This window comes from Bacillus sp. FSL R10-2201, from assembly GCF_038008665.1.
In the GTDB taxonomy this organism is placed as follows: domain Bacteria; phylum Bacillota; class Bacilli; order Bacillales; family Bacillaceae_G; genus Bacillus_A; species Bacillus_A mycoides.
Genome location: NZ_JBBOZP010000001.1, coordinates 432,908 through 453,221, shown reverse-complemented (window position 1 = coordinate 453,221; position 20,314 = coordinate 432,908). Strand labels below are relative to the sequence as shown.

Here is a 20,314-nt window from a genome sequence, read left to right as displayed (position 1 = left end):
AGCAACTAATTCGCTTGGTTTTTCTTATTTTTAATCTACAATTTTCACATGTTCAAATGGATAATATATCGCCATGAACTTTCCTAATACTTCTGTTCTATCAATGAGCCCTAAGCCGTTCCTACTATCCCTACTAACTAAACGATTATCTCCCATCACAAAAATTTTATTTTTAGGAATTGTAATCGGTCCAAAATCTTCAGTTAAATTGATAAGTAATTTTTCTGCCTGTTTTTTATTATTCTTTAAATACTCTTCATTTTTCACTTGATGATTAACATATAATTGATCATTCTTCATCTCAATTACATCTCCTGGTAATCCAATAACTCTCTTCACATAGAAATTATCTGTCTTCACGACAATAATATCCTCTCTCTCATAACTTTCAAATCTCTTTGCAAGTTTATTAATAATTACTTTATCTCCATCTTGTAACGTCGGCCTCATCGATGCTCCTTTTACAGTCGTAGGGAAAAACAAAAAGATTTTTGCCAAAAACACTAATAAACATGCAATTGCAATTATTTCAAAGAATTCACGCAAACATTTTTTCTTTTGCATCATTCCACCATCTCATCATCTTTTTATTTTTATTATAAGTACTCCGACTGGTTAATTTCCACAAAATTCTGAATTATAACATTAGAATATTACAAATATAAAATAATAATCCCTATAAATTCACTATTTTTATATACTATATTTTCCATCTATCAAACAGGACTTTTCCTATGAAATTTATGCTTAGAAAGTATAAGATACTGCACAAATTAAACAAACAAATATAATAGCATAGCAATAAAAAAGATACTCTCAAAATAGTCTATCAACTATTTTTGAGAGTATCTTTTTATAATCCTACATATACAATACACATCTGCGCTGCGACATATGTAAACCAAATCCAAAGCGGTTCATACTTCAGTTTGCGCCCTCCGATATCTGTCACGCCGATAATAAAATCAGAAATCACAAACAGTAAACCACCAAGTGCTGGTATCCACCATATTCCTATATTCTCGTAATATAAGGCGAATGCAAAACATGCCATTCCTCCAACCCACAAACCGTAAATTAGAGCGCCTATTGTAAAAAGTTTGTCTTGTTTTTCATTTCGAATAAAGAAAAACCACCCTATAATTAGAAAGAGTCCGTATACGAATAAACCGATCCAAAAACCATTCCATGAAATACCTGTTTGTAAAAATGCTTTCACATAGAAACAATGTGCAAGAGCGAAAGTAACCATTCCTCCAATTAATCGATGACCAATTGGAATTAATCCTGCCATAAATAAATCCCCTACAGTTGATAAAGTCATACCGAGTGCAACCCACGTACTGTACTCAGCCGATGGATCTTGTAACCATATCCAAATTGCACTTCCTGTTAAAGAAAAACTAAGAATAAGACGAACTGCTAAAGGTAACGGCATATTATTTCTCGTTCTCTTCGTCTGTCCTATTGCATAAATTGCTCCCATTAAAAAAAGAATAATTTGCCCGACTAACACAATGTAAAGTACATTCATAATATGTTCTCCTCAATAAATGCTTTATTCTATACTTTTTTCGTTACATATATCACGTTCTCCTTTTTCTATGTAAAAAAAGAAGAACAATACTGTTCTTCCATTTTAATCGTTTTTCTGTTCTCTATGCTACTTGTTTTTCTTGCTCAACTTTCTTTTTAACCGGGTTACGATTTACTACAATAATTCCCGCTGCGACACATGCTAAACCAAATAGTACAAAGGAATGGATTGCTTCCCCTAAAATTAGACTTGATAGTAGCACACCAAACACTGGTATAAAGAACATATACATCGAGACTTTCCCTACTTTGTTATACTTCATAATTGTATTCCATATACAGAATCCGGCTGCTGATAAGAACGATAAATATAAGAGCATAAGTATTGCATGTAGATTAAATGTGAATGGCATCATTCCAACTTGAAATGCACCTATACATAGCAACCCAATTGATCCGAAAATCATCTGATATGCTGTCATATACCCAATATCTAATGTTTTACTACCTTCTTTCGCTAATATGTTTCCATACGAATACATCATGGCTGCCCCAAGAAGTAATAAGCTACCTATTCCAAAATGAAATGATAAACTTCCATCACTCGGTACATTCACTAAAATCACACCGCAAAAACCGATAGCTACTCCAATTACTTTTCGCCTATTTAGAGCATCATCTTTATATAAAAAGTGTGCGAGTAAAATTTGAAAGAATGATGATGTTCCTGAAATAATCGCTCCTTCAATTCCTGAGCTGTAACTCATTCCAATATAAAAACATATATATTGAAGAAAAGTTTGAAACAAGCCAATTTGAACTAACTGCTTTCCTGTTCCTTTTTTGAACTTCATATCTTTTCCTAACGCTTTAAAAAATAATAAGAGCATTACACCAGATAAGAAAAAGCGATAGCCAGCAAATAATATTTGTTCCCCGACTTCTTGTGGCTGAATTCCAAGTTCAGCATAGCTTAATTTAATAAAGGGAAATGCGCTTCCCCATAAAAATGTTGCTACTATTGCAGCAATAAACACGCCAATCGGATGGGTAAAAAATTTCTCTGTCTTCAACTTGATGTCTTCCTTTCCGACCTTTTTATGAACAATATTCATATATACCAAAGGAAATGCGAAAACACAAGTTTTCAGTTTATCCCGCTATTCGCCGGGCAGTAAAAGCCCGATTGGCGAGGGCTAATAATCAGCGTGGGATGAACAAAACCCCCACTAATTAAAGTTTCACTTTATACTAAAACAAAAACATATCATCTAAGAAAAACATATGCTATACTATAGAATAATTACAACATAATAACTATTAAAATCAGATTCAACAGAAATGCTGCTATCCATTATGGATGGCAGCTTTCGTCGTTTTATAGGGGTTTCGATTTTGATTCTTTTTCTCAATAAGAATTCGGAAGGAGCGAGTATTAATGAACGCAGAAGTAAAAACATTACAAGCACAAAAAGATATTTCTCATCCCTCTTTATGGGATACATTAAAGAAACATTATGAACTTATATTTGCAATCACATCTGGTATTTTTATTTTAGCTGGTTGGTTATTCACAAAAAATGATGCAATAAGTGCAGGTATTACTTTCTATATCCTTGCTTATGTAATTGGAGGATTTGCAAAAGCGAAAGAAGGTATTGAAGACACAATTGAAGAGAAAGAGCTAAATGTTGAAATGCTCATGATTTTTGCAGCTATCGGTGCCGCAGTTATCGGTTACTGGGCAGAAGGTGCTATTTTAATCTTCATCTTTGCATTAAGCGGTGCAATGGAATCTTATACATTAAGTAAAAGCCAAAAAGAAATTTCAGCGCTTCTTAATCTACAACCGGAAGAAGCATTACGTATTTCAACTGGAACCGAGGAACGTATTCCAGTTGGACAATTACAAATTAACGATATTATTTTAATTAAGCCAGGTGAGCGTGTTCCTGCTGATGGCACAATTCATAATGGTGAAACAAATATTGATGAAGCAGCTATTACAGGAGAACCTATTCCGAATGAGAAAAAATTCGGCGATGAAGTATTTGCCGGCACTGTAAATTTACGTGGTGCTATCGAAGTTAAAATTACGAAGCCGAGCGATCAAACATTATTCCAAAAGATTATTCGTCTCGTTCAAAGTGCACAAAGCGAAAAATCACCATCACAACTATTCATCGAAAAATTTGAAGGAACATACGTAAAAGGTGTGCTGCTCGTTGTTGCGCTTATGATGTTCGTTCCTCATTTCTTACTTGATTGGAGTTGGAATGAAACGTTTTATCGCGCTATGATCTTACTTGTAGTCGCTTCTCCTTGTGCTCTAGTTGCAGCTATTACACCAGCAACTTTATCAGCAATTTCAAACGGAGCGAGAAACGGTATTCTCTTTAAAGGTGGTATTCATTTAGAACGTCTAGCTTCAGTAAAGGCGATTGCCTTTGATAAAACGGGAACATTAACACAAGGAAAACCTACTGTAACAGATGTATATGTTCGAGAAGGCATAGCAGAAAGTGAAGTACTTTCTATTACAGCAGCGATTGAAAGTCACTCTACACACCCTTTAGCAGAAGCGATTGTTAAATATGCAAAACATGCTTACGACATTACGATAAAAAAACCAGAAAACGTTGAAGATGTAACTGGTTTTGGATTAAAAGGAATATTAGAAAACAAAGCTTATAAAATTGGTAAAGCTGATTTTATCGGAGAAGAAATAAAAACATTTCATAATGGCATTTCTGCTTCACTTGAAAAAGAGGGGAAAACTGTCGTTTATATTAGTGATGAGGATGGTATTCTTGGACTGATTGCTTTAAAAGATACCCTTCGCCAAGAAACGATAGCGGCTATTCGTGATTTGCAAAGCATTGGTGTCGAAGCAATCATGATTACTGGTGATAATGAAGAAACAGCAAAAGCAATTGCCAATGAAAGTAATATAAAAGAATATTACGCATCATGTTTACCGGAAACAAAAGTTGAAACGATAAAGCAGTTAAAAGAAAAGTACGGCATAGTCGCCATGGTTGGAGATGGTATAAACGATGCACCTGCCCTCGCTACTGCTAGTATTGGTGTTGCAATGGGTGAAGGAACAGACGTGGCATTAGAGACTGCAGACGTTGTTCTTATGAAAAACGAATTATCTCGTCTCTCTCAAGCAATCCGTTTATCAAAACGAATGAACCGTATTGTGAAGCAAAACGTTATCTTCTCTTTAGCTGTCATTGCAATGCTGATTTGTTCAAATTTTTTACAGTTTTTAGCGCTTCCCTTCGGTGTTATTGGACATGAAGGAAGTACCATTCTTGTAATTTTGAATGGCTTACGATTATTAAAAGGAAATAATTAAAACGGGTCCCTCATAAAGGACCCGCTTTTTTTAATGGTAGCTATTGTGACCGTTCGCACTGCTGCTCGTTTTATGCTTTGGATGCGAACTGCTCTTTTGTTTGTTATTTTTATTATTGTGGTTCTTTTTATTATTACTCATGAAATATCCCCCCTGTTCCCTTTTATTATGGAACAAGAGCTCATTTTTCATTACGGGAATTATTGTCACCCGTTCTATAATGATGGAGTAAACCATTAATTTCACCGCCAAGTAAAATTACCCATCCAGTTAAGTAAAACCATAACATTAAAATAATAATACCACCGAGACCACCATATGTATTAGCGTAATTTGCAAATTTATCTACATAATAGGCAAATGAGTACGATACCACAATCCATCCTATAGTAGCAAATAACGCCCCTGAAACAACTTCTCTTCTCTTTAACTTACGATCAGGCGCAAATGTATATAAAAAGCTAAACAAAGCGATTAAAACGAAGAAACTTGCTACTAAACGTGTAATGCTCCAAACATAAGAAAAACTATCCGATAAACCAATTGCTTTAAACACGGCTGCCCCAATCACTTGTCCAAATACTGGGACGATTAGTGCAAACACGATCATAAAAATTATTGCTAACGTGAACACGATAGATAAAGCTCTTGTTTTAATAAAGGAGCGTGTTTCTGTTACATCATAAGCGCGGTTAAAAGCATTCATAACCGCATTAACACCATTTGAGGCAAACCATAACATCGATAATAGACCAAATGATAATAAACCACCATTTTGCTGATTTACAACTTTATCTACATTTACCTCAATTAAGTTCATCGCATCATCTGGTACATAAACCTCTAATAAACTAAGCACATCCTCTGTTTGAATGGGAATAAAGCCAAGAAGCGTAATTAAGAAAACAAGCCCAGGGAAAATCGCAAGCAAGAAGAAATAAGCGAGCTGTGCTGCTAAGCCCGCTACATCATCGCGCATCGTCCGGTCATATAAATCTTTCCCAAACGAAAAAGTGCGATTTCTTTTTGCTTTTTCTAGAAATTTTCTCATATTTTTTAGACGCTTTTCTTCTCTTCTTTATTTTGCTTTAGCTCAATGTATGCTTCAGTTTTTTTTTCCTCTGCATTTGAGTCCTTCATAAATAATTCACGCGCTTCTTTCATACCACCATCTTCAGCTACCACTGGCTCTTCTTCTGCTTTAAGCTCATCTACCTTTGGAGATACAGCTTGAATTTCAATCGTTTCCGGCTTTTCTACTGGCACAATCTTTTTCTTACTAAACATTTCTTTCGTTTCTTTTAACGTTTCTACAACAGACGGCGTCAATTTTTTAATTTCTGCTACTTTCGCTTTCACTACATTGAAATCAGCAAGTTCGCGTCCTTTATCTGTAACAGTTTGCACTTTTTCTTTTATCTTCGCATTTTCACCAATCTCAATCATCTTTGTTTTTGCTTTTTCTGCCGTATTTTTTACTTTTTCACGGTTTTCTTTCTTTAACATAGATACAGCTACACCTGCAGCTACACCAATCGCAATGTTTCGAGCAATATTATTTTTCTTTGCCATATTCCTTCACCCTTTCATTTCTTATATTAGAAAGTATTACTTTCTAAGCTTCCTCATATTCCTTGTTCATTTCGAATGAAAGCTAATAGCTTTACACACCCTTCTGTTACAAGGTCATACACTTCTTGGAAGTTCCCTGTAAAGTAAGGGTCAGGAACGTCTGTCCAGCCACCGTCTGGAACAAAATCGGACAGCCTACCAATATAGCCTCCAGTTTTACCAAAACTTTTTAAATCCGCTATATTCTTGTTGTCCATGGCAATAATATAATCAAACTTTGTTAAGTCTTCTTTTTCTACTTGCCGTGCTTTAATTCCTTCAAAAGAGACTTCATTTTCTTTTAAAATTTTTTGTGTTCCTTTATGTGGTGGATGACCAATATGCCAATCTCCAGTTCCTGCAGAATCAATGACAATTTTCTCTTCGAGTCCCTCTTTTACGACAAAATCTCGAAAAATTGCTTCTGCCATTGGAGAACGACAAATGTTCCCAAGACAAACAAACAATACTCGGACCATATTTTTGTTTCTTCCCTTCTTGGTGCATTTCTTAATATATATCTATAGTATAAGCAACCAATTATTAATTATAAAGGAAATCCCTACTAATTTAATAGGATTGAAAAGTTTCATTAACGAAAATGATAAAAAAATGTTAAGATAACCTTATGTTATTTTAAAGGGGGACACTTCGGTGGATTTATCCGTGAAATCAGAAGCAAACGTTGAATATATGGTAGAAGCTATTAAAGAAAAATTACGCATGGTTAATGCTGGAGCAATGAGAGCTGCTAGTTTTAACGAAGAAATGTACGAGGACTTACGTGACATTTATGAGCATGTTATGAAACGTGAAACATTCAGTATTAGTGAAATGCAAGCTATTACTGAGGAACTAGGTACATTAATTAAAAAATAACAAAGAGCCTCACGTATGCGAGGCTCTTTTAATTTCAACAAATTCATGACAACTCTTCTCTTTTCCTCATCACATTCTAAAATACTGTACAATGAAAGTAGAATCTCACCTTAGATTTTTTCTCCATACATACTACTCTAAAAAAATTGCCACACTACCATTGCTAACTGTTTTTACTGGGGGTGCTTACTTATGAGCAATTGGTACAGTAAGACGAAAAATCAAACATTAATCGACCTAGAAACAAATGAACAACACGGTTTAACAGATGAAATCGTAAATGAACGTTTAAAGCAATATGGTTATAATGAATTAGCTACCAAACAAAAACGTACTTTATGGCAACGCGTTTTCGCCCAAATTAATGACGTCCTCGTATATGTCCTTATTATCGCTGCCCTTATTTCCGCCTTTGTAGGTGAATGGGCTGATGCAAGTATTATCGCGCTCGTTGTAGTTTTAAATGCCGTTATCGGTGTAATCCAAGAATCGAAAGCAGAACAGGCTTTAGAATCATTGAAAAAGATGGCAACACCTAAAGCTATCGTAAAGCGAGATGGTGAACTAAAAGAAATTCCATCTGAGCACGTCGTTCCAGGTGATATCGTTATGCTTGATGCTGGGCGGTATATCCCCTGCGATTTACGCCTTATCGAAACTGCAAATTTAAAAGTTGAAGAATCTGCTCTAACTGGTGAATCCGTCCCTGTCGATAAAGATGCAGTCTACCACCCTTCCATGCAAAGTGATGAGCAAGTACCATTAGGCGATCAAAAAAACATGGCATTTATGTCGACGTTAGTAACGTATGGACGTGGCGCTGGTGTTGCTGTTGAAACTGGGATGAACTCACAAATTGGCAAGATTGCTACCCTTTTACATGAAGCAGACGATGATATGACACCACTTCAAAAAAGCTTAGCACAAGTAGGAAAATATTTAGGTTTTGTCGCTGTAGCTATTTGCGCTATTATGTTTCTCATCGGTTTTTTACAAGGACGAGATACTTTGGAAATGTTTATGACTGCAATTAGTTTAGCTGTTGCAGCCATTCCAGAAGGCTTACCAGCTATTGTTTCCATCGTTCTTGCAATTGGTGTTCAGCGTATGATTAAACAAAACGTTATCATTCGTAAACTACCAGCTGTTGAAGCTCTCGGTTCTGTCACAATTATTTGTTCAGATAAAACAGGTACATTAACTCAAAATAAAATGACCGTTACTCACTTTTATAGTGATCGCACATACGACCAGCTAGAAAATTTGAATATAAATAATGATGTACACCGTCTATTATTAGAAAATATGGTTTTATGCAACGATGCCTCTTACAGTACCGACTCACAAACAGGGGATCCTACAGAAATTGCCCTTCTTGTTGCCGGAAGCTCTTTTAACATTCAAAAAGATCATTTAGAAAATAAACATGAACGTGTTAACGAATTACCTTTCGAGTCTGATCGTAAAATGATGTCAACTGTACATACGTACGATGAAAGCTACTATAGCATGACGAAAGGTGCAATTGATAAACTTTTACCTCACTGTACCCATATCTTTATAAATAATAAAATTGAGATCTTAACAGATTCTGATAAAAATCAAATATTAGAAGCTGCCGGGTCAATGTCACAAGAAGCCTTAAGAGTACTTTCATTCGCATATAAAAGATACGATTCAAACGATGTGAATATAAATCACCTCGAAGAAAATCTTATCTTTATCGGTCTTGTCGGTATGATTGATCCACCACGCACAGAAGTAAAAGATTCAATTACAGAATGTCAAAAAGCTGGTATTCGCACAGTTATGATTACTGGTGATCATAAGGATACCGCCTTTGCAATTGCCAAAGAACTTGGTATTGCTGAAGAAAAATCTGAAATTATGATTGGAACTGAATTAGATACCATTTCAGATACAGAACTAGCAAGTAAAATTAATCACTTAAATGTATTCGCTAGGGTCTCTCCAGAACATAAAGTGAAGATTGTAAAAGCATTACGTGCTGAAGGAAATATCGTTTCCATGACTGGTGACGGTGTAAATGATGCTCCTTCTTTAAAGCAAGCAGATGTTGGAGTAGCAATGGGAATTACAGGAACAGATGTCGCAAAAGGCGCAGCAGATGTAGTTTTAACAGATGATAACTTCTCATCTATTGTGAAAGCTGTTGAAGAAGGAAGAAATATTTATCGTAATATTAAAAAGTCTATTCTCTTCCTACTTTCTTGTAATTTCGGCGAAATTATAGCTCTCTTTTTAGCTATTTTACTCGGCTGGGCAACACCACTACGCCCGATTCACATTTTGTGGGTAAATTTAATCACAGATACACTGCCTGCATTATCACTCGGTGTTGATCCTGAAGATCCAGATGTGATGAAGGAAAAACCACGGCATGCGAAAGAAAGCTTATTTAGCGGTAGCGTTCCTTTTCTTATTTTCAATGGGGTTGTAATTGGACTTCTTACTTTAACAGCCTTTATCGTTGGGGCAAAGCTCTATACAGGAGATACAAATTTATTTCCTCTCTTCCCAGACCAAATTGATGAAGACGCGCTATTACACGCTCAAACGATGGCATTTGTCGTTCTTAGTTTCTCTCAACTCGTTCATTCATTTAACTTACGTTCAAGAACGAAATCAATTTTTTCAATTGGGATATTTACAAATAAATATTTAGTCTTCTCACTTCTTATCGGTGTTCTTATGCAAGTTTGTATTATCTCCATTCCTCCTCTTGCCAATATATTTGGTGTACATGCATTAACATTACGCGATTGGGGATTTGTTCTCTTATTAAGTATCATTCCGCTTGTTGTAAATGAAATCATTAAATTATTTAAGAAAAAATAAAAGGCAATGAGGACTGTTCCTCATTGCCTTTTATTTTATTCCGCTATTTGCCGTGCAGTAAAACTCCCACCTCAAAATTCGGCTGGAGCAAAAAAGTTAGGTGGGAGCCCTGCTATCCGTAAACGCCCGATTGGTGTGGGCTAATAATCAGCGAGAGATGAACACCCCCCACTGATTAAAGTTTCACTTTATCCTTGTAATTCTTTTTTGATGTTCTCTGTTAATGTAGCCATGCGCTTGCGGCTTTCTTCACGCTCACGTTTATTTTGCTCTTCAATTTGTTGTGTTTCTTGCATACCTCTTGAAATAATGTTCCAAGTTTCCTCAAGTGTTTCCATCTTAATACTAGAAGAACCTGATAATCTCGCTACTTCCACACTTTGAGTTGCGATATTTTGTGCATTTTTCTTAAGTAATTCATTTGTACGGCGATCAAGTTCAGCCATAGAGTCCGCAACAAGCTTTTGACGTTTCGCATTTACCGCTTGAATGATACCATTTTTAAAGATAGGAATCGTTGTAATAAATGCTGTATTGATTTTACCGATTAATTTATTGTTACCGCGTTGAATCATACGAATTTGTGGTGCCGTTAATAGAGCAACCATACGTGCTTTTTCTAAATCATCAATACGTTGTTCTAAAATTTCAACAGAGTTTTTAAGCGATTCTAATTCAATACCCGCTAACTGATCATTATTACGTATGCGCTCTTCGTACATCGGAACTAACTCTGTATTTAAACGCTCTAATAACATTTCCCCTGCTACTACGTATTTTTCTAAGTCTAAATAATACTTTAAGTTTTGCTCATATAAACCATCTAACGTACCAATTGATTTTTTCATTTCATCTTGATACTTCGTAATTTCTACGTATACTTTATCCATTTCGCGACCCATCGTCTGATACTTACTAAAGATTTGTTCAATCATTTTATCTGCTTTTTTGAACATACGTGAGAAGAAACCACTTTTCTCTTCCGCAAAGTCTTTACTATCAAATCTGTCCATAATTTTACCAAGCTGTTTTAATAATTCACCAGAGTCTTCTACTTTCGATAAAGACATTGTATGTAAAATTTGATCAGCGAAACGTGAAATTTCCATAGAAGGTTCTTTTCCGAGTTCAATTAATTCTAATTGATCTTTAATGTCTACTGCGTTATAAATACGTTGCACTTCTGCATCTTGTCTAAGTTGCAAGCGAACATCTTGTGCGGTTTGCTCATTCAATTCTGTTTTCGAATCTAGTACGACTGGGTTATTCATATGGTATTCTCCCTTTCCTTATAAAAATGGACGAAATAGTCCTTTTATTGTTTGTGATAAATTTTTATAGGCTGATGAACCATGAAATTCAAGATCGAAATTAACTTCTTCAAGCCAATGTGAATCAAATGCTCCTGATTCAATATACGGTTCAATATCGTTTCTCCCCGTTGGATTAAAGTGGAATACATCTACTCCAATTTGATTTAAAAATAGTAATAACACAGCATCAGAACGACTTAATTCTCCGCTCTTCTCATTATTAAATATAACAATTTTCGGTACTTCTTGCGAATAATCAAATTTCTCAAGCTGCTCTAAAATGTTCGGTGGTATTTGAGAGAGTTGTGCGAAAACATACAGTGCTACATCTTGTTTCGTCTCTTTCGCAATTGGTTTACACATTTCACTTTCACACGTATGGATGATTGCTTCTGCAATACCATGTTGTAATCCTTCTGGTAATCGCTTATGTGGCCACCAATGGCTGTTCATAATTAAATCCGGATGTAACTTCCCTGCGCGGTCCAATGCATCTCGATAATGATATTGGAAATTCGCTTTTTGTTCTTTCGTAAACGGGAATGTATTAATCAAGAAACTGTTATCAAATGATGTAACAGCCTTTAATCGCTGAAAATATTCTTTATCATTCTTTGAAACACCTGATATTTTTGCAAATAAAGAAGGAATATAAATATGCTTATTTTCAACAAAGAATGTTGGACGTACAAATGCCTTTTCTTTCGTAATTAAAAAGAGTTCATCGTACGTCGTTTTGAGCGTACGGGCTACAGGTGTATACGAACGGAATTGCCACGGTTTGTATAATAATGAATTATCGTGGTGAAGTACTTGCTCGATTTCTTTTGAAGCTTGATAAGCTACCGTTGCGACGCGTTCACGACGCCGATCAGGAAATGGTTCCAATGAAATACGGCCTGAATGAGATACGACAAAGGTCTTTCTTTCCTCATCTACACTCTCAAATCCATCTTTTCCTTCTGGGTGATAATAAAGCACATCGCAGCCGAGCATAATAAGAAAGTATAAGAAATATATACGACTCTCCGTCGCATCACCGTACCAAACGATACGCGGCATTTGTTTCTTATAATTAATCGTAGAGAACCACTTCGCTACGTAATTTTCACTTAATTTAATCATATCGATTAAGAAACGCCGGAATCCTTCTGTTTTTAAAGATTGATTATGTTGTTTCTCATACAATTTCAATACAGAAATAAACGTCGTATGTATATAATGCTGTAAATCAGGATTGTCTACTTGCGGTAATAGTTGTTTTCCAGACAAATGTGCTACAAGCCTATTTACTGTAAGTCCATTCGGCGCTTCTTGATGTAATGCAAAAACTTCTTGAATATGGCGCAGTTTTTCGGGATCAATCACCTTATTTAAATTTTGTTCATGCAAAACCTCGATCCCTTTTGCTTCATTATAATCAAATAGTTCATTGAAATATTCATCTACATCATTCGGAACACCAAGAATGCGACTTGCTATATAACTAAATTTCATCTCATTCTCTGTCAGTTCATATTGTGGGCGTTTTTCTAAATGCGCTTCAAATTGCTTTAAATCTGATTCATCTTTTAATGCACATGGTTGAAGTGTAAAACGTGAAAACACAACAGTTCACCTCCAAAAACATTTACGTTTTTTATAAAGTCTCTCTTCTATTATAAACTATTTTTAGTTATAAAAAATGGGCGCTCGCATAACGAGCAAACCCATTTCAATTATTTATGTTCATTTTTAGTAGCTGCAACTTCTTCTTTAGCTTGTCCAGAATTCTTCATGTAGTGAAGTATAAATGTTGCTCCAAACGCTATAACTAAAATAATAAAGAACAGCGTATGACTTACTTCAATATGAATGACAGACAGTAGCATTTTTGCTGCAATAATTAAGATTAAAATATATGCTGTCGTTTCAAGTTCTGGAATACGCTCTAACAATTTTAAGAATACGCCAGCAATACCGCGCATCATTAAAATACCGAGCATTCCACCTAATAGTAAAATCCAAACTTCATTCGATACACCAAATGCAGCAAGTACACTATCTACAGAGAATGCGATATCCATTAATTCAACCATCGCAACTGTCCCCCAGAAGACACCGAACATTCTGAAGAGAATACCATTTTGGTTCATACCATGAGCTTCCTCTTCTTCTGCATTACCTTTTCTTTTATCAATGAAGTATTTAACTGAAAGCCAAGCTAAGTAAAGTGCACCTAACACTTTTACCCACCATAATTTAATTAAGAACATTCCGATTCCAATTGCAATAAAACGGAATACATAAGCTCCAATAAGTCCATAGAATAATGCTTTTTTTCGTTTTTCTTCTGGAAGATGTTTTACCATTACCGCTAACACAAGTGCATTGTCAGCAGATAATAACCCTTCAAGTACAACAAGTGTACCTATTAACCCCCAAGATACTGGATCTTGTAACACTTTAATCCACATGTCCAAGTCGAAAAACTGAGCATACGTATCAAGGATTCCTTGCAAAATACTCATCTTACCTTTATCCCCTATTCTTTGCTAGATTTATAGAAAGGTCAAAAAAAGGAAACGAATACCGTTTCCCTTCTTATGCATCCAAGCCATACGCTCTTACAAGCGCACCTAATCCACCTTGGAATCCACTTCCTACTGCACTAAACTTCCACTGTCCATTATGACGATATAATTCACAAAAGACAACTGCTGTTTCAATGGAGAAATCTTCCCCTAAATCAAAACGAAGAACTTCTTCGTTTGTTTCTTCATTTGCTAAACGCACGAATGCATTTGCAACCTGTCCAAAGTTTTGATTACGGCCTTCTCCATCATAAATTGTAACTGTAATAGCAATTTTATGAACATCTGCTGGAACCTTTTTCAAATCGACAACAAGTTGCTCATCATCACCGTCACCTGCACCTGTACGGTTATCTCCTGTATGTAAAACTGATTCACAAGGAGACTGTAAATTATTATAGAAAATAAAATCAGTTTCCTTCGTACATTTCCCGTTCGCATCTAATAAAAAGGCAGATGCGTCTAAATCGAAATCAGATCCACCATCATAAGATTTAATATCCCATCCAAGACCAATTACTGCTCTTGATAAACCTGGGCTTGTTTTAGCTAAATCTATTTTCTGTCCTTTTTGCAATTGAATAACCATATATTTTCACCTCTATATTTTAATTTCAAAAAATATATCCATCAGTAAATACGCGTTTCACCGATGGATATATAAATCTATTACTCTACATCTAAACCAAAGTTATTACATAGAGAACCTAATCCACCTTGGAATCCACTTCCGATTGCATTGAATTTCCATTCACCTGCGTGACGGTATAATTCACTTACTACTACTGCAGTTTCAATAGAGAAATCTTCTCCTAAATCGTAACGAATTAATTCTGCATTCTTTTCTTCATCCATAATGCGTACGAAAGAGTTAGAAACTTGTCCGAAGTTTTGGCTACGGCCTTCTCCATCATAAATTGTGATTGTGAAGCAAATACGCTCGATATGTGCAGGAACATTTTTTAAGTCTATTTTAATTGTTTCATCGTCGCCTTCACCTGCACCTGTACGGTTATCTCCTAAATGCTCTACAGCACCATTCGCACCTTTTGGATTATTATAGAAAACGAAATCCTCTGCTCCTGAAACTTTACCGTTAGCACCTACTAAGAAGATACTAACATCTAAATCGAAATCGCTCTGTCCGTCATAACGATTCGTATCCCAACCAAGTCCTACAAGAACTTTCGAAAGACCTGGATTTGTTTTTGTTAAGTCTACCTTTTGTCCTTTTTTCAATGAAATTGATGCCATATACAATTCCTCCTTGGTTTATCTTATTGGTAACGTGATACAATCTCACTTAAGTTTTTATCTTGTGTTCCTTCTCCAACTGCTGAAAACTTCCATTCGTTTCCGTCTCGATACATTTCCCCTGCAATTAAAGTCATTTTGCCAGCGTAATTATCTGACAAGTTATAACGTGCTAATTCTTCACCTGTTTGTGGGTTTTGAATACGAATATATGCATTGCGAATCATCCCAAAATCTTGACGACGATTTACACAGTCATAAATATTTACAACGAATACTAAACGATTAATACGGCTCGGAACTTTATGTAATTCTACGAAAATTGTTTCGTCGTCACCAGCGCCTTCACCTGTTAAATTATCTCCTGAATGAATGATACTACCACAAGTAGAAAGTTTGTTGCCGAAGTAAACTAGATCATTTTTGTTTAAAAAACGATCCCCTTCTAACATAACAACAGATGCATCACAATCTACACTTGGTTTACTTCCAAATAAAGAAGACAGAAACCCACCTGATTGCCCAATTGGATCCCAGCCTAAGCCAACCTGCAGTTTCGCTACTCTCGGTTGTCCTTTTGTTAAATCAATCTTTTGTCCTTTTTCTAAAATAATAGGCATGAAGTTTCTTCCTTTCTACAAAGCATTTTCCAAATCGGAAAACATTGTATTCTCCTCTTATATTGTAGCATTATTTATCTAATGAGAAAAAGGATAAATTCTCAATTATATGAAAACAGATACTATATTTATTTATACTGATGTAATAAGTGGTAAATAGAACCAATCATTCCTGCACAATTGCCGCTTTGCGCAAGTTTAATCTCACAATTACTATAAATATCTTGATTTAAGTATGTTCCTATCTCTTCCTTCACTTCATTTAAAAAATCATCTCCTCTTTCAGTAATTCCCCCACCAATAATAATCATTTTCGGATTAAAAATATAAGCAAGGTTACTAATTCCAATCGCCAAATGTTTAAAGAAAATCTTCACGGCTTGAATAACACTGCTATCACCCTTATCATATAATTCGAAAATTGTTTTACCATCCCACTCCTTTTCACCTTTATATCTTCGTACGAGATGAATTAATCCCGAAATTGAGGCAACCTCCTCAAAAGTATTCCCTTCTATTAACATGCTCCCCCATTCCCCAGCGCCAAACGAATGTCCACGGTATAACTCCCCATTTATAACAATTGCTCCACCAATGCCCGTTCCAAGCGTAAGCATAATAAAATCGCTTTCTCCCCTCCCTGTACCTTTCCATTTCTCGCCTAAGGCCGCACAATTAACATCATTTTCAATAGATACAGGAACTTTTAATACTTCTTGTAGTCTCTCAACAATAGAAATATTAGCATAACGCGGAATATGATCCACACCTCCCGTTATAACTCCTTTATCAATATCAACAATTCCCGCTGTACTAATACCAATTCCGGAAATAGTATGTTCAGTCATTAACTTTTTTGATAAATATATAAGCTTTTGAACAATTTGTTCCCCGCCCAAGTGAATTTCTGTTGGGACCTTTTTATGTATTAGTACTACCCCTATTTCTGAAACAATTCCATATTTAATTTGCGTACCACCAATATCAAATGCAATATACTCTTTCATCCGTTACCACTTCCTCTACTATTATGAGTGTAAATTCTCCATCACTCTACTATATTCACATTAACTCTTTTCTCCCTTTAGAAATACACCTCCTTTTTCTTATGAAGTGGACTTGTTCAGTGCCCTCCCTTTTTCTATATATAGTTTTTTTGCATAAAACTCTTTTTCCTATGAAATATTACAAAGGGGTGTATTTTAGATGGAACAATAATTTTTTCTTCAGGAGGAAAACAATGACAAAAATCTTCATTTTAGCATCAACACTTTCTTTATCCTTTTTTAGCGGCTTAAATATTGGTAATGCTGCAACTGAAAACTTCAATCCAATAACAAACGCTATTGTACAAAATAACGATAATTTAGCAGAAGGTAATTCAAAAGATAATAATAAACCTCCAGGAAACAATGGTTCTCAGGACGATAGTGGTTCTGACGGCAATGGTTCTGGTGGCAACGGTTCTGGTGGCAATGGCTCTGGTGGCAGTGGTTCTGGTGGCAGTGGTTCTGACGGCAATGGTTCTGGTGGCAACGGTTCTGGTGGCAGTGGTTCTGGTGGCAATGGCTCTGGTGGCAGTGGTTCTGGTGGCAACGGTTCTGACGGCAATGGTTCTGGTGGCAACGGTTCTGGTGGCAACGGTTCTGGTGGCAGTGGTTCTGGTGGCAGTGGTTCTGGTGGCAACGGTTCTGACGGCAGTGGCTCTGGTGGTAACGGTTCTGGTGGCAACGGTTCTGACGGCAATGGTTCTGGTGGCAACGGTTCTGGTGGCAACGGTTCTGGTGGCAACGGTTCTGGTGGCAGTGGTTCTGGTGGCAACGGTTCTGACGGCAATGGTTCTGGTGGCAACGGTTCTGGTGGCAATGGTTCTGGTGGCAACGGTTCTGGTGGCAACGGTTCTGGTGGCAACGGTTCTGGTGGCAGTGGTTCTGGCGGCAGTGGTTCTGGTGGCAACGGTTCTGGTGGCAACGGTTCTGGTGGCAACGGTTCTGGTGGCAGTGGTTCTGGTGGCAGTGGTTCTGGCGGCAACGGTTCTGGTGGCAACGGTTCTGGTGGCAACGGTTCTGGTGGCAGTGGTTCTGGCGGCAACGGTTCTGGTGGCAGTGGTTCTGGTGGCAGTGGTTCTGGTGGCAGTGGCTCTCAGGGAGGCAACCGTGTTAAAGGCGACAGCAGTTCTCAAGGTGGCAATGGCTCTCAGGGAGGCAACCGTGTTAAAGGCGACAGCAGTTCTCAAGGTGGCAATGGCTCTCAGGGAGGCAACCGTGTTAAAGGCGATAGCGGCTCTCAAAGCGGTAACGCAAAAGATAATGCAACAAAACAAGGCAATAAATTGCCTAATACTGCAACGCATTATCCTGCATCTATTTTAATTGGTCTTTCGACATTCCTAATTGGTGTGTTACTATTTATTCGTCGTAAAAACGCAAAATAAAAAAATCATCCTTCCATCTAAAAATACATGAAACAGATTATAAAGTGAAACTTTAATCAGTGGGGATTTTGTTCATCCCCCACTGATTATTAACCTTCACCAATCGGGCTTTTACGGGCAGCAGGGCTCCCACCTAACTTCTTTGCTCCAGCCGAATTTTGAAGTGGGAGTTTTACTGCCTGGCAAATAGCGGGATAAAACTAAAAAGGACTTTGATTGCATTTTATTATGCAATCAAAGTCCTTTTTGCCATCTAGTAGAAAGAGCATTAATACGCTTTTCCCCAATACACCATCTGCTTCGCTTTTTTACTACAGCAAATACATTCGTCAGCTAAACTTTCTTGTTCGAACGGAATACAACGTGAAGATACTCCAACTTCTTCTTTTAATTTTTCTTCACAAGCTAGTTCTCCACACCACATCGCTTTAATAAATCCTTGCTTTTCATCAGCCGCTTTTTTCATCTCTTCGAAATTCGTCACACTATACGTATTCTCATCGCGAAATACTTTTGCTTTGCTAAATAAAGAATGGTGAATTTCCTCAAGTAGTACTGGAATGCGTTCTTCTAATTGATCCATTGATATAAACTCTTTTTCTTTCGTATCTCGCCTTACAAGTACAACTTGATTCTTTTCAATATCCTTTGGACCAACTTCTAATCTAATTGGAACACCCTTCATTTCATACTCATTAAATTTCCAGCCAGGTGTTTTATTGCTAGCATCTATTTTTACACGTGCAACCTTCTGAATACGTCCTTGCAACTCTGTTGCTTTTTCTAACACACCTTCTTTGTGCTGAGCAATAGGAACGATAACAACTTGTACTGGAGCGACTTTTGGCGGCATTACAAGTCCGTTATTATCGCTATGAACCATAATAAGTCCACCTATCATTCTTGTTGATACACCCCAAGATGTTTGATGTACGTATTGCCATTTACCGTTACGGTCTAAAAACTTAATATCAAATGCTTCAGAGAAATTCGTTCCAAAGTTATGAGATGTTCCTGTTTGAAGTGCTTTTCCATCATGCATTAAACTTTCAATCGTATAAGTTGCCTTCGCTCCTGCAAACTTTTCTTTTTCTGTTTTTTGCCCTTTAATAACCGGAATCGCTAAATACTCTTCACAAAAAGCAGCATATAGATTTAAAATATTTAATGTTTCAATTTGAGATTCTTCTGCCGTTTCATGAATCGTATGACCTTCTTGCCATAAAAATTCAGTTGTACGAAGGAATGGTCTCGTCGTCTTCTCCCAACGAACTACTGAACACCACTGGTTATATAACTTTGGTAAATCATTATATGATTGAACAATTTTTGAAAAATGCTCACAGAATAGAGTTTCAGATGTAGGACGTATACAAAGTCTTTCCGCCAATTTCTCATCTCCGCCATGAGTAACCCATGCTACTTCAGGAGCAAATCCTTCAACATGATCTTTCTCTTTTTGTAATAAACTCTCTGGAATAAACATTGGCATGTACACATTTTCATGACCAGATTCTTTTAATTTTTCATCCATCACTTTCTGCATATTTTCCCATAATGCATAACCGTATGGACGTAAAATCATACAACCTTTCACACTTGAATAATCAACAAGCTCCGCTTTTTTTACAATATCGGTATACCACTGAGCAAAGTCTTCTTCCATTTTCGTAATGGCTTGTACTTGTTCTTTTACCATAGTTATTCTTCCTCCTTTAGAAAATAGAAAAAGCCCGCGTCCCCAAATAGGGACCGAGCTTTGTCGGCGTTACCACCCTGATTCATACACAAAAAAATTGAGTATGCTCTCTTTTTGATAACGGGAATTTCCCGCTGCATATGCAGAACTCAAAGGTAGGTTCCATATCGCC

18 protein-coding genes and 1 other annotated feature (1 of these 19 only partly in view) are annotated in these 20,314 nt (G+C 36.5%); of the genes, 4 read left to right on the top strand and 14 right to left on the bottom strand.

Annotated elements, in window-relative coordinates; translation table 11 throughout:
- Positions 1-30 precede the first annotated feature (30 nt).
- The 3 genes from lepB to NSQ69_RS02320 all read right to left on the bottom strand — a co-directional run bounded on the left by lepB (position 31) and on the right by NSQ69_RS02320 (position 2,609).
- Positions 31-567, bottom strand: a complete 537-nt coding sequence (lepB, locus tag NSQ69_RS02330; RefSeq protein WP_002029576.1) for a signal peptidase I — start codon at positions 565-567, stop codon at positions 31-33.
- Between the two features lie 286 nt (positions 568-853).
- Positions 854-1,534 (bottom strand): lysoplasmalogenase, encoded by a 681-nt coding sequence (locus tag NSQ69_RS02325; RefSeq protein ID WP_002029577.1) that lies wholly within the window; start codon positions 1,532-1,534, stop codon positions 854-856.
- Positions 1,535-1,658: 124 nt separating this feature from the next.
- Positions 1,659-2,609, bottom strand: coding sequence for a DMT family transporter (locus NSQ69_RS02320; RefSeq protein ID WP_002186856.1), 951 nt, complete (start codon positions 2,607-2,609; stop codon positions 1,659-1,661).
- Between the two features lie 365 nt (positions 2,610-2,974).
- Between NSQ69_RS02320 and NSQ69_RS02315 the strand changes: the two genes are divergently transcribed.
- The gene (locus NSQ69_RS02315) at positions 2,975-4,900 is read left to right on the top strand and encodes a heavy metal translocating P-type ATPase (RefSeq protein ID WP_002169232.1); all 1,926 of its coding nucleotides are present in this window, start codon (positions 2,975-2,977) and stop codon (positions 4,898-4,900) included.
- Positions 4,901-5,081: 181 nt separating this feature from the next.
- On the opposite strand, the gene NSQ69_RS02310 is transcribed toward NSQ69_RS02315, so the two are convergent.
- From NSQ69_RS02310 to NSQ69_RS02300, 3 genes are read right to left on the bottom strand one after another with little or no spacing between them, the layout of a single operon-like run.
- Positions 5,082-5,951 carry a YihY/virulence factor BrkB family protein gene (locus NSQ69_RS02310; protein WP_002125008.1) on the bottom strand — a complete coding sequence of 290 codons (870 nt, stop codon included), beginning with the start codon at positions 5,949-5,951 and terminating at the stop codon, positions 5,082-5,084.
- 5 nt (positions 5,952-5,956) lie between these two features.
- On the bottom strand, positions 5,957-6,472 hold the full coding sequence (locus NSQ69_RS02305; protein WP_002125007.1) for a DUF4075 domain-containing protein: 516 nt from the start codon (positions 6,470-6,472) through the stop codon (positions 5,957-5,959).
- Between the two features lie 53 nt (positions 6,473-6,525).
- Positions 6,526-6,990 carry a low molecular weight protein-tyrosine-phosphatase gene (locus NSQ69_RS02300; protein ID WP_002125006.1) on the bottom strand — a complete coding sequence of 155 codons (465 nt, stop codon included), beginning with the start codon at positions 6,988-6,990 and terminating at the stop codon, positions 6,526-6,528.
- A 175-nt stretch (positions 6,991-7,165) separates the two neighbouring features.
- Between NSQ69_RS02300 and NSQ69_RS02295 the strand changes: the two genes are divergently transcribed.
- Positions 7,166-7,390, top strand: a complete 225-nt coding sequence (locus tag NSQ69_RS02295) for a DUF1128 domain-containing protein (RefSeq protein WP_002010236.1) — start codon at positions 7,166-7,168, stop codon at positions 7,388-7,390.
- Positions 7,391-7,582: 192 nt separating this feature from the next.
- Positions 7,583-10,249: a cation-translocating P-type ATPase gene (locus NSQ69_RS02290; protein ID WP_341098902.1), complete on the top strand. Its 2,667-nt coding sequence runs from the start codon at positions 7,583-7,585 to the stop codon at positions 10,247-10,249.
- Between the two features lie 188 nt (positions 10,250-10,437).
- On the opposite strand, the gene NSQ69_RS02285 is transcribed toward NSQ69_RS02290, so the two are convergent.
- The 7 genes from NSQ69_RS02285 to NSQ69_RS02255 all read right to left on the bottom strand — a co-directional run bounded on the left by NSQ69_RS02285 (position 10,438) and on the right by NSQ69_RS02255 (position 17,016).
- Positions 10,438-11,520: a toxic anion resistance protein gene (locus NSQ69_RS02285; RefSeq protein WP_002029585.1), complete on the bottom strand. Its 1,083-nt coding sequence runs from the start codon at positions 11,518-11,520 to the stop codon at positions 10,438-10,440.
- Positions 11,521-11,538: 18 nt separating this feature from the next.
- On the bottom strand, positions 11,539-13,170 hold the full coding sequence (locus NSQ69_RS02280; RefSeq protein ID WP_341098900.1) for a YceG family protein: 1,632 nt from the start codon (positions 13,168-13,170) through the stop codon (positions 11,539-11,541).
- A gap of 110 nt (positions 13,171-13,280) precedes the next feature.
- Positions 13,281-14,072 carry a TerC family protein gene (locus NSQ69_RS02275; RefSeq protein WP_059037950.1) on the bottom strand — a complete coding sequence of 264 codons (792 nt, stop codon included), beginning with the start codon at positions 14,070-14,072 and terminating at the stop codon, positions 13,281-13,283.
- A gap of 73 nt (positions 14,073-14,145) precedes the next feature.
- Complete coding sequence (locus NSQ69_RS02270) at positions 14,146-14,724, bottom strand: TerD family protein (RefSeq protein ID WP_002010227.1); 579 nt, start codon at positions 14,722-14,724, stop codon at positions 14,146-14,148.
- An 80-nt stretch (positions 14,725-14,804) separates the two neighbouring features.
- Positions 14,805-15,389 carry a TerD family protein gene (locus NSQ69_RS02265; RefSeq protein ID WP_002124998.1) on the bottom strand — a complete coding sequence of 195 codons (585 nt, stop codon included), beginning with the start codon at positions 15,387-15,389 and terminating at the stop codon, positions 14,805-14,807.
- A 23-nt stretch (positions 15,390-15,412) separates the two neighbouring features.
- Positions 15,413-16,009: a TerD family protein gene (locus NSQ69_RS02260; RefSeq protein ID WP_002029589.1), complete on the bottom strand. Its 597-nt coding sequence runs from the start codon at positions 16,007-16,009 to the stop codon at positions 15,413-15,415.
- Positions 16,010-16,137: 128 nt separating this feature from the next.
- A complete protein-coding gene (locus NSQ69_RS02255; RefSeq protein ID WP_002124997.1) occupies positions 16,138-17,016 on the bottom strand; it encodes an ROK family protein in 879 nt (292 codons plus the stop codon).
- A 233-nt stretch (positions 17,017-17,249) separates the two neighbouring features.
- Here NSQ69_RS02255 and NSQ69_RS02250 point away from each other — a divergent pair, with 233 nt between their 5' ends.
- On the top strand, positions 17,250-18,443 hold the full coding sequence (locus tag NSQ69_RS02250; RefSeq protein WP_341099854.1) for a cell wall anchor protein: 1,194 nt from the start codon (positions 17,250-17,252) through the stop codon (positions 18,441-18,443).
- Between the two features lie 268 nt (positions 18,444-18,711).
- On the opposite strand, the gene proS is transcribed toward NSQ69_RS02250, so the two are convergent.
- The gene (proS, locus tag NSQ69_RS02245; protein WP_002124994.1) at positions 18,712-20,142 is read right to left on the bottom strand and encodes a proline--tRNA ligase; all 1,431 of its coding nucleotides are present in this window, start codon (positions 20,140-20,142) and stop codon (positions 18,712-18,714) included.
- A gap of 45 nt (positions 20,143-20,187) precedes the next feature.
- Positions 20,188-20,314, bottom strand: a binding site (T-box leader); it runs 81 nt beyond the window's last position.

What these genes read in the sequence shown, in the direction of transcription:
- lepB (WP_002029576.1), bottom strand. Translation starts at nt 567, where the DNA reads ATGATGCAAAAGAAAAAATGTTTGCGTGAATTCTTTGAAATAATTGCA.
- NSQ69_RS02325 (WP_002029577.1), bottom strand. Translation starts at nt 1,534, where the DNA reads ATGAATGTACTTTACATTGTGTTAGTCGGGCAAATTATTCTTTTTTTA.
- NSQ69_RS02315 (WP_002169232.1), top strand. Translation starts at nt 2,975, where the DNA reads ATGAACGCAGAAGTAAAAACATTACAAGCACAAAAAGATATTTCTCAT.
- NSQ69_RS02310 (WP_002125008.1), bottom strand. Translation starts at nt 5,951, where the DNA reads ATGAGAAAATTTCTAGAAAAAGCAAAAAGAAATCGCACTTTTTCGTTT.
- NSQ69_RS02305 (WP_002125007.1), bottom strand. Translation starts at nt 6,472, where the DNA reads ATGGCAAAGAAAAATAATATTGCTCGAAACATTGCGATTGGTGTAGCT.
- NSQ69_RS02300 (WP_002125006.1), bottom strand. Translation starts at nt 6,990, where the DNA reads ATGGTCCGAGTATTGTTTGTTTGTCTTGGGAACATTTGTCGTTCTCCA.
- NSQ69_RS02290 (WP_341098902.1), top strand. Translation starts at nt 7,583, where the DNA reads ATGAGCAATTGGTACAGTAAGACGAAAAATCAAACATTAATCGACCTA.
- NSQ69_RS02285 (WP_002029585.1), bottom strand. Translation starts at nt 11,520, where the DNA reads ATGAATAACCCAGTCGTACTAGATTCGAAAACAGAATTGAATGAGCAA.
- NSQ69_RS02275 (WP_059037950.1), bottom strand. Translation starts at nt 14,072, where the DNA reads ATGAGTATTTTGCAAGGAATCCTTGATACGTATGCTCAGTTTTTCGAC.
- NSQ69_RS02270 (WP_002010227.1), bottom strand. Translation starts at nt 14,724, where the DNA reads ATGGTTATTCAATTGCAAAAAGGACAGAAAATAGATTTAGCTAAAACA.
- NSQ69_RS02265 (WP_002124998.1), bottom strand. Translation starts at nt 15,389, where the DNA reads ATGGCATCAATTTCATTGAAAAAAGGACAAAAGGTAGACTTAACAAAA.
- NSQ69_RS02260 (WP_002029589.1), bottom strand. Translation starts at nt 16,009, where the DNA reads ATGCCTATTATTTTAGAAAAAGGACAAAAGATTGATTTAACAAAAGGA.
- NSQ69_RS02255 (WP_002124997.1), bottom strand. Translation starts at nt 17,016, where the DNA reads ATGAAAGAGTATATTGCATTTGATATTGGTGGTACGCAAATTAAATAT.
- NSQ69_RS02250 (WP_341099854.1), top strand. Translation starts at nt 17,250, where the DNA reads ATGACAAAAATCTTCATTTTAGCATCAACACTTTCTTTATCCTTTTTT.
- proS (WP_002124994.1), bottom strand. Translation starts at nt 20,142, where the DNA reads ATGGTAAAAGAACAAGTACAAGCCATTACGAAAATGGAAGAAGACTTT.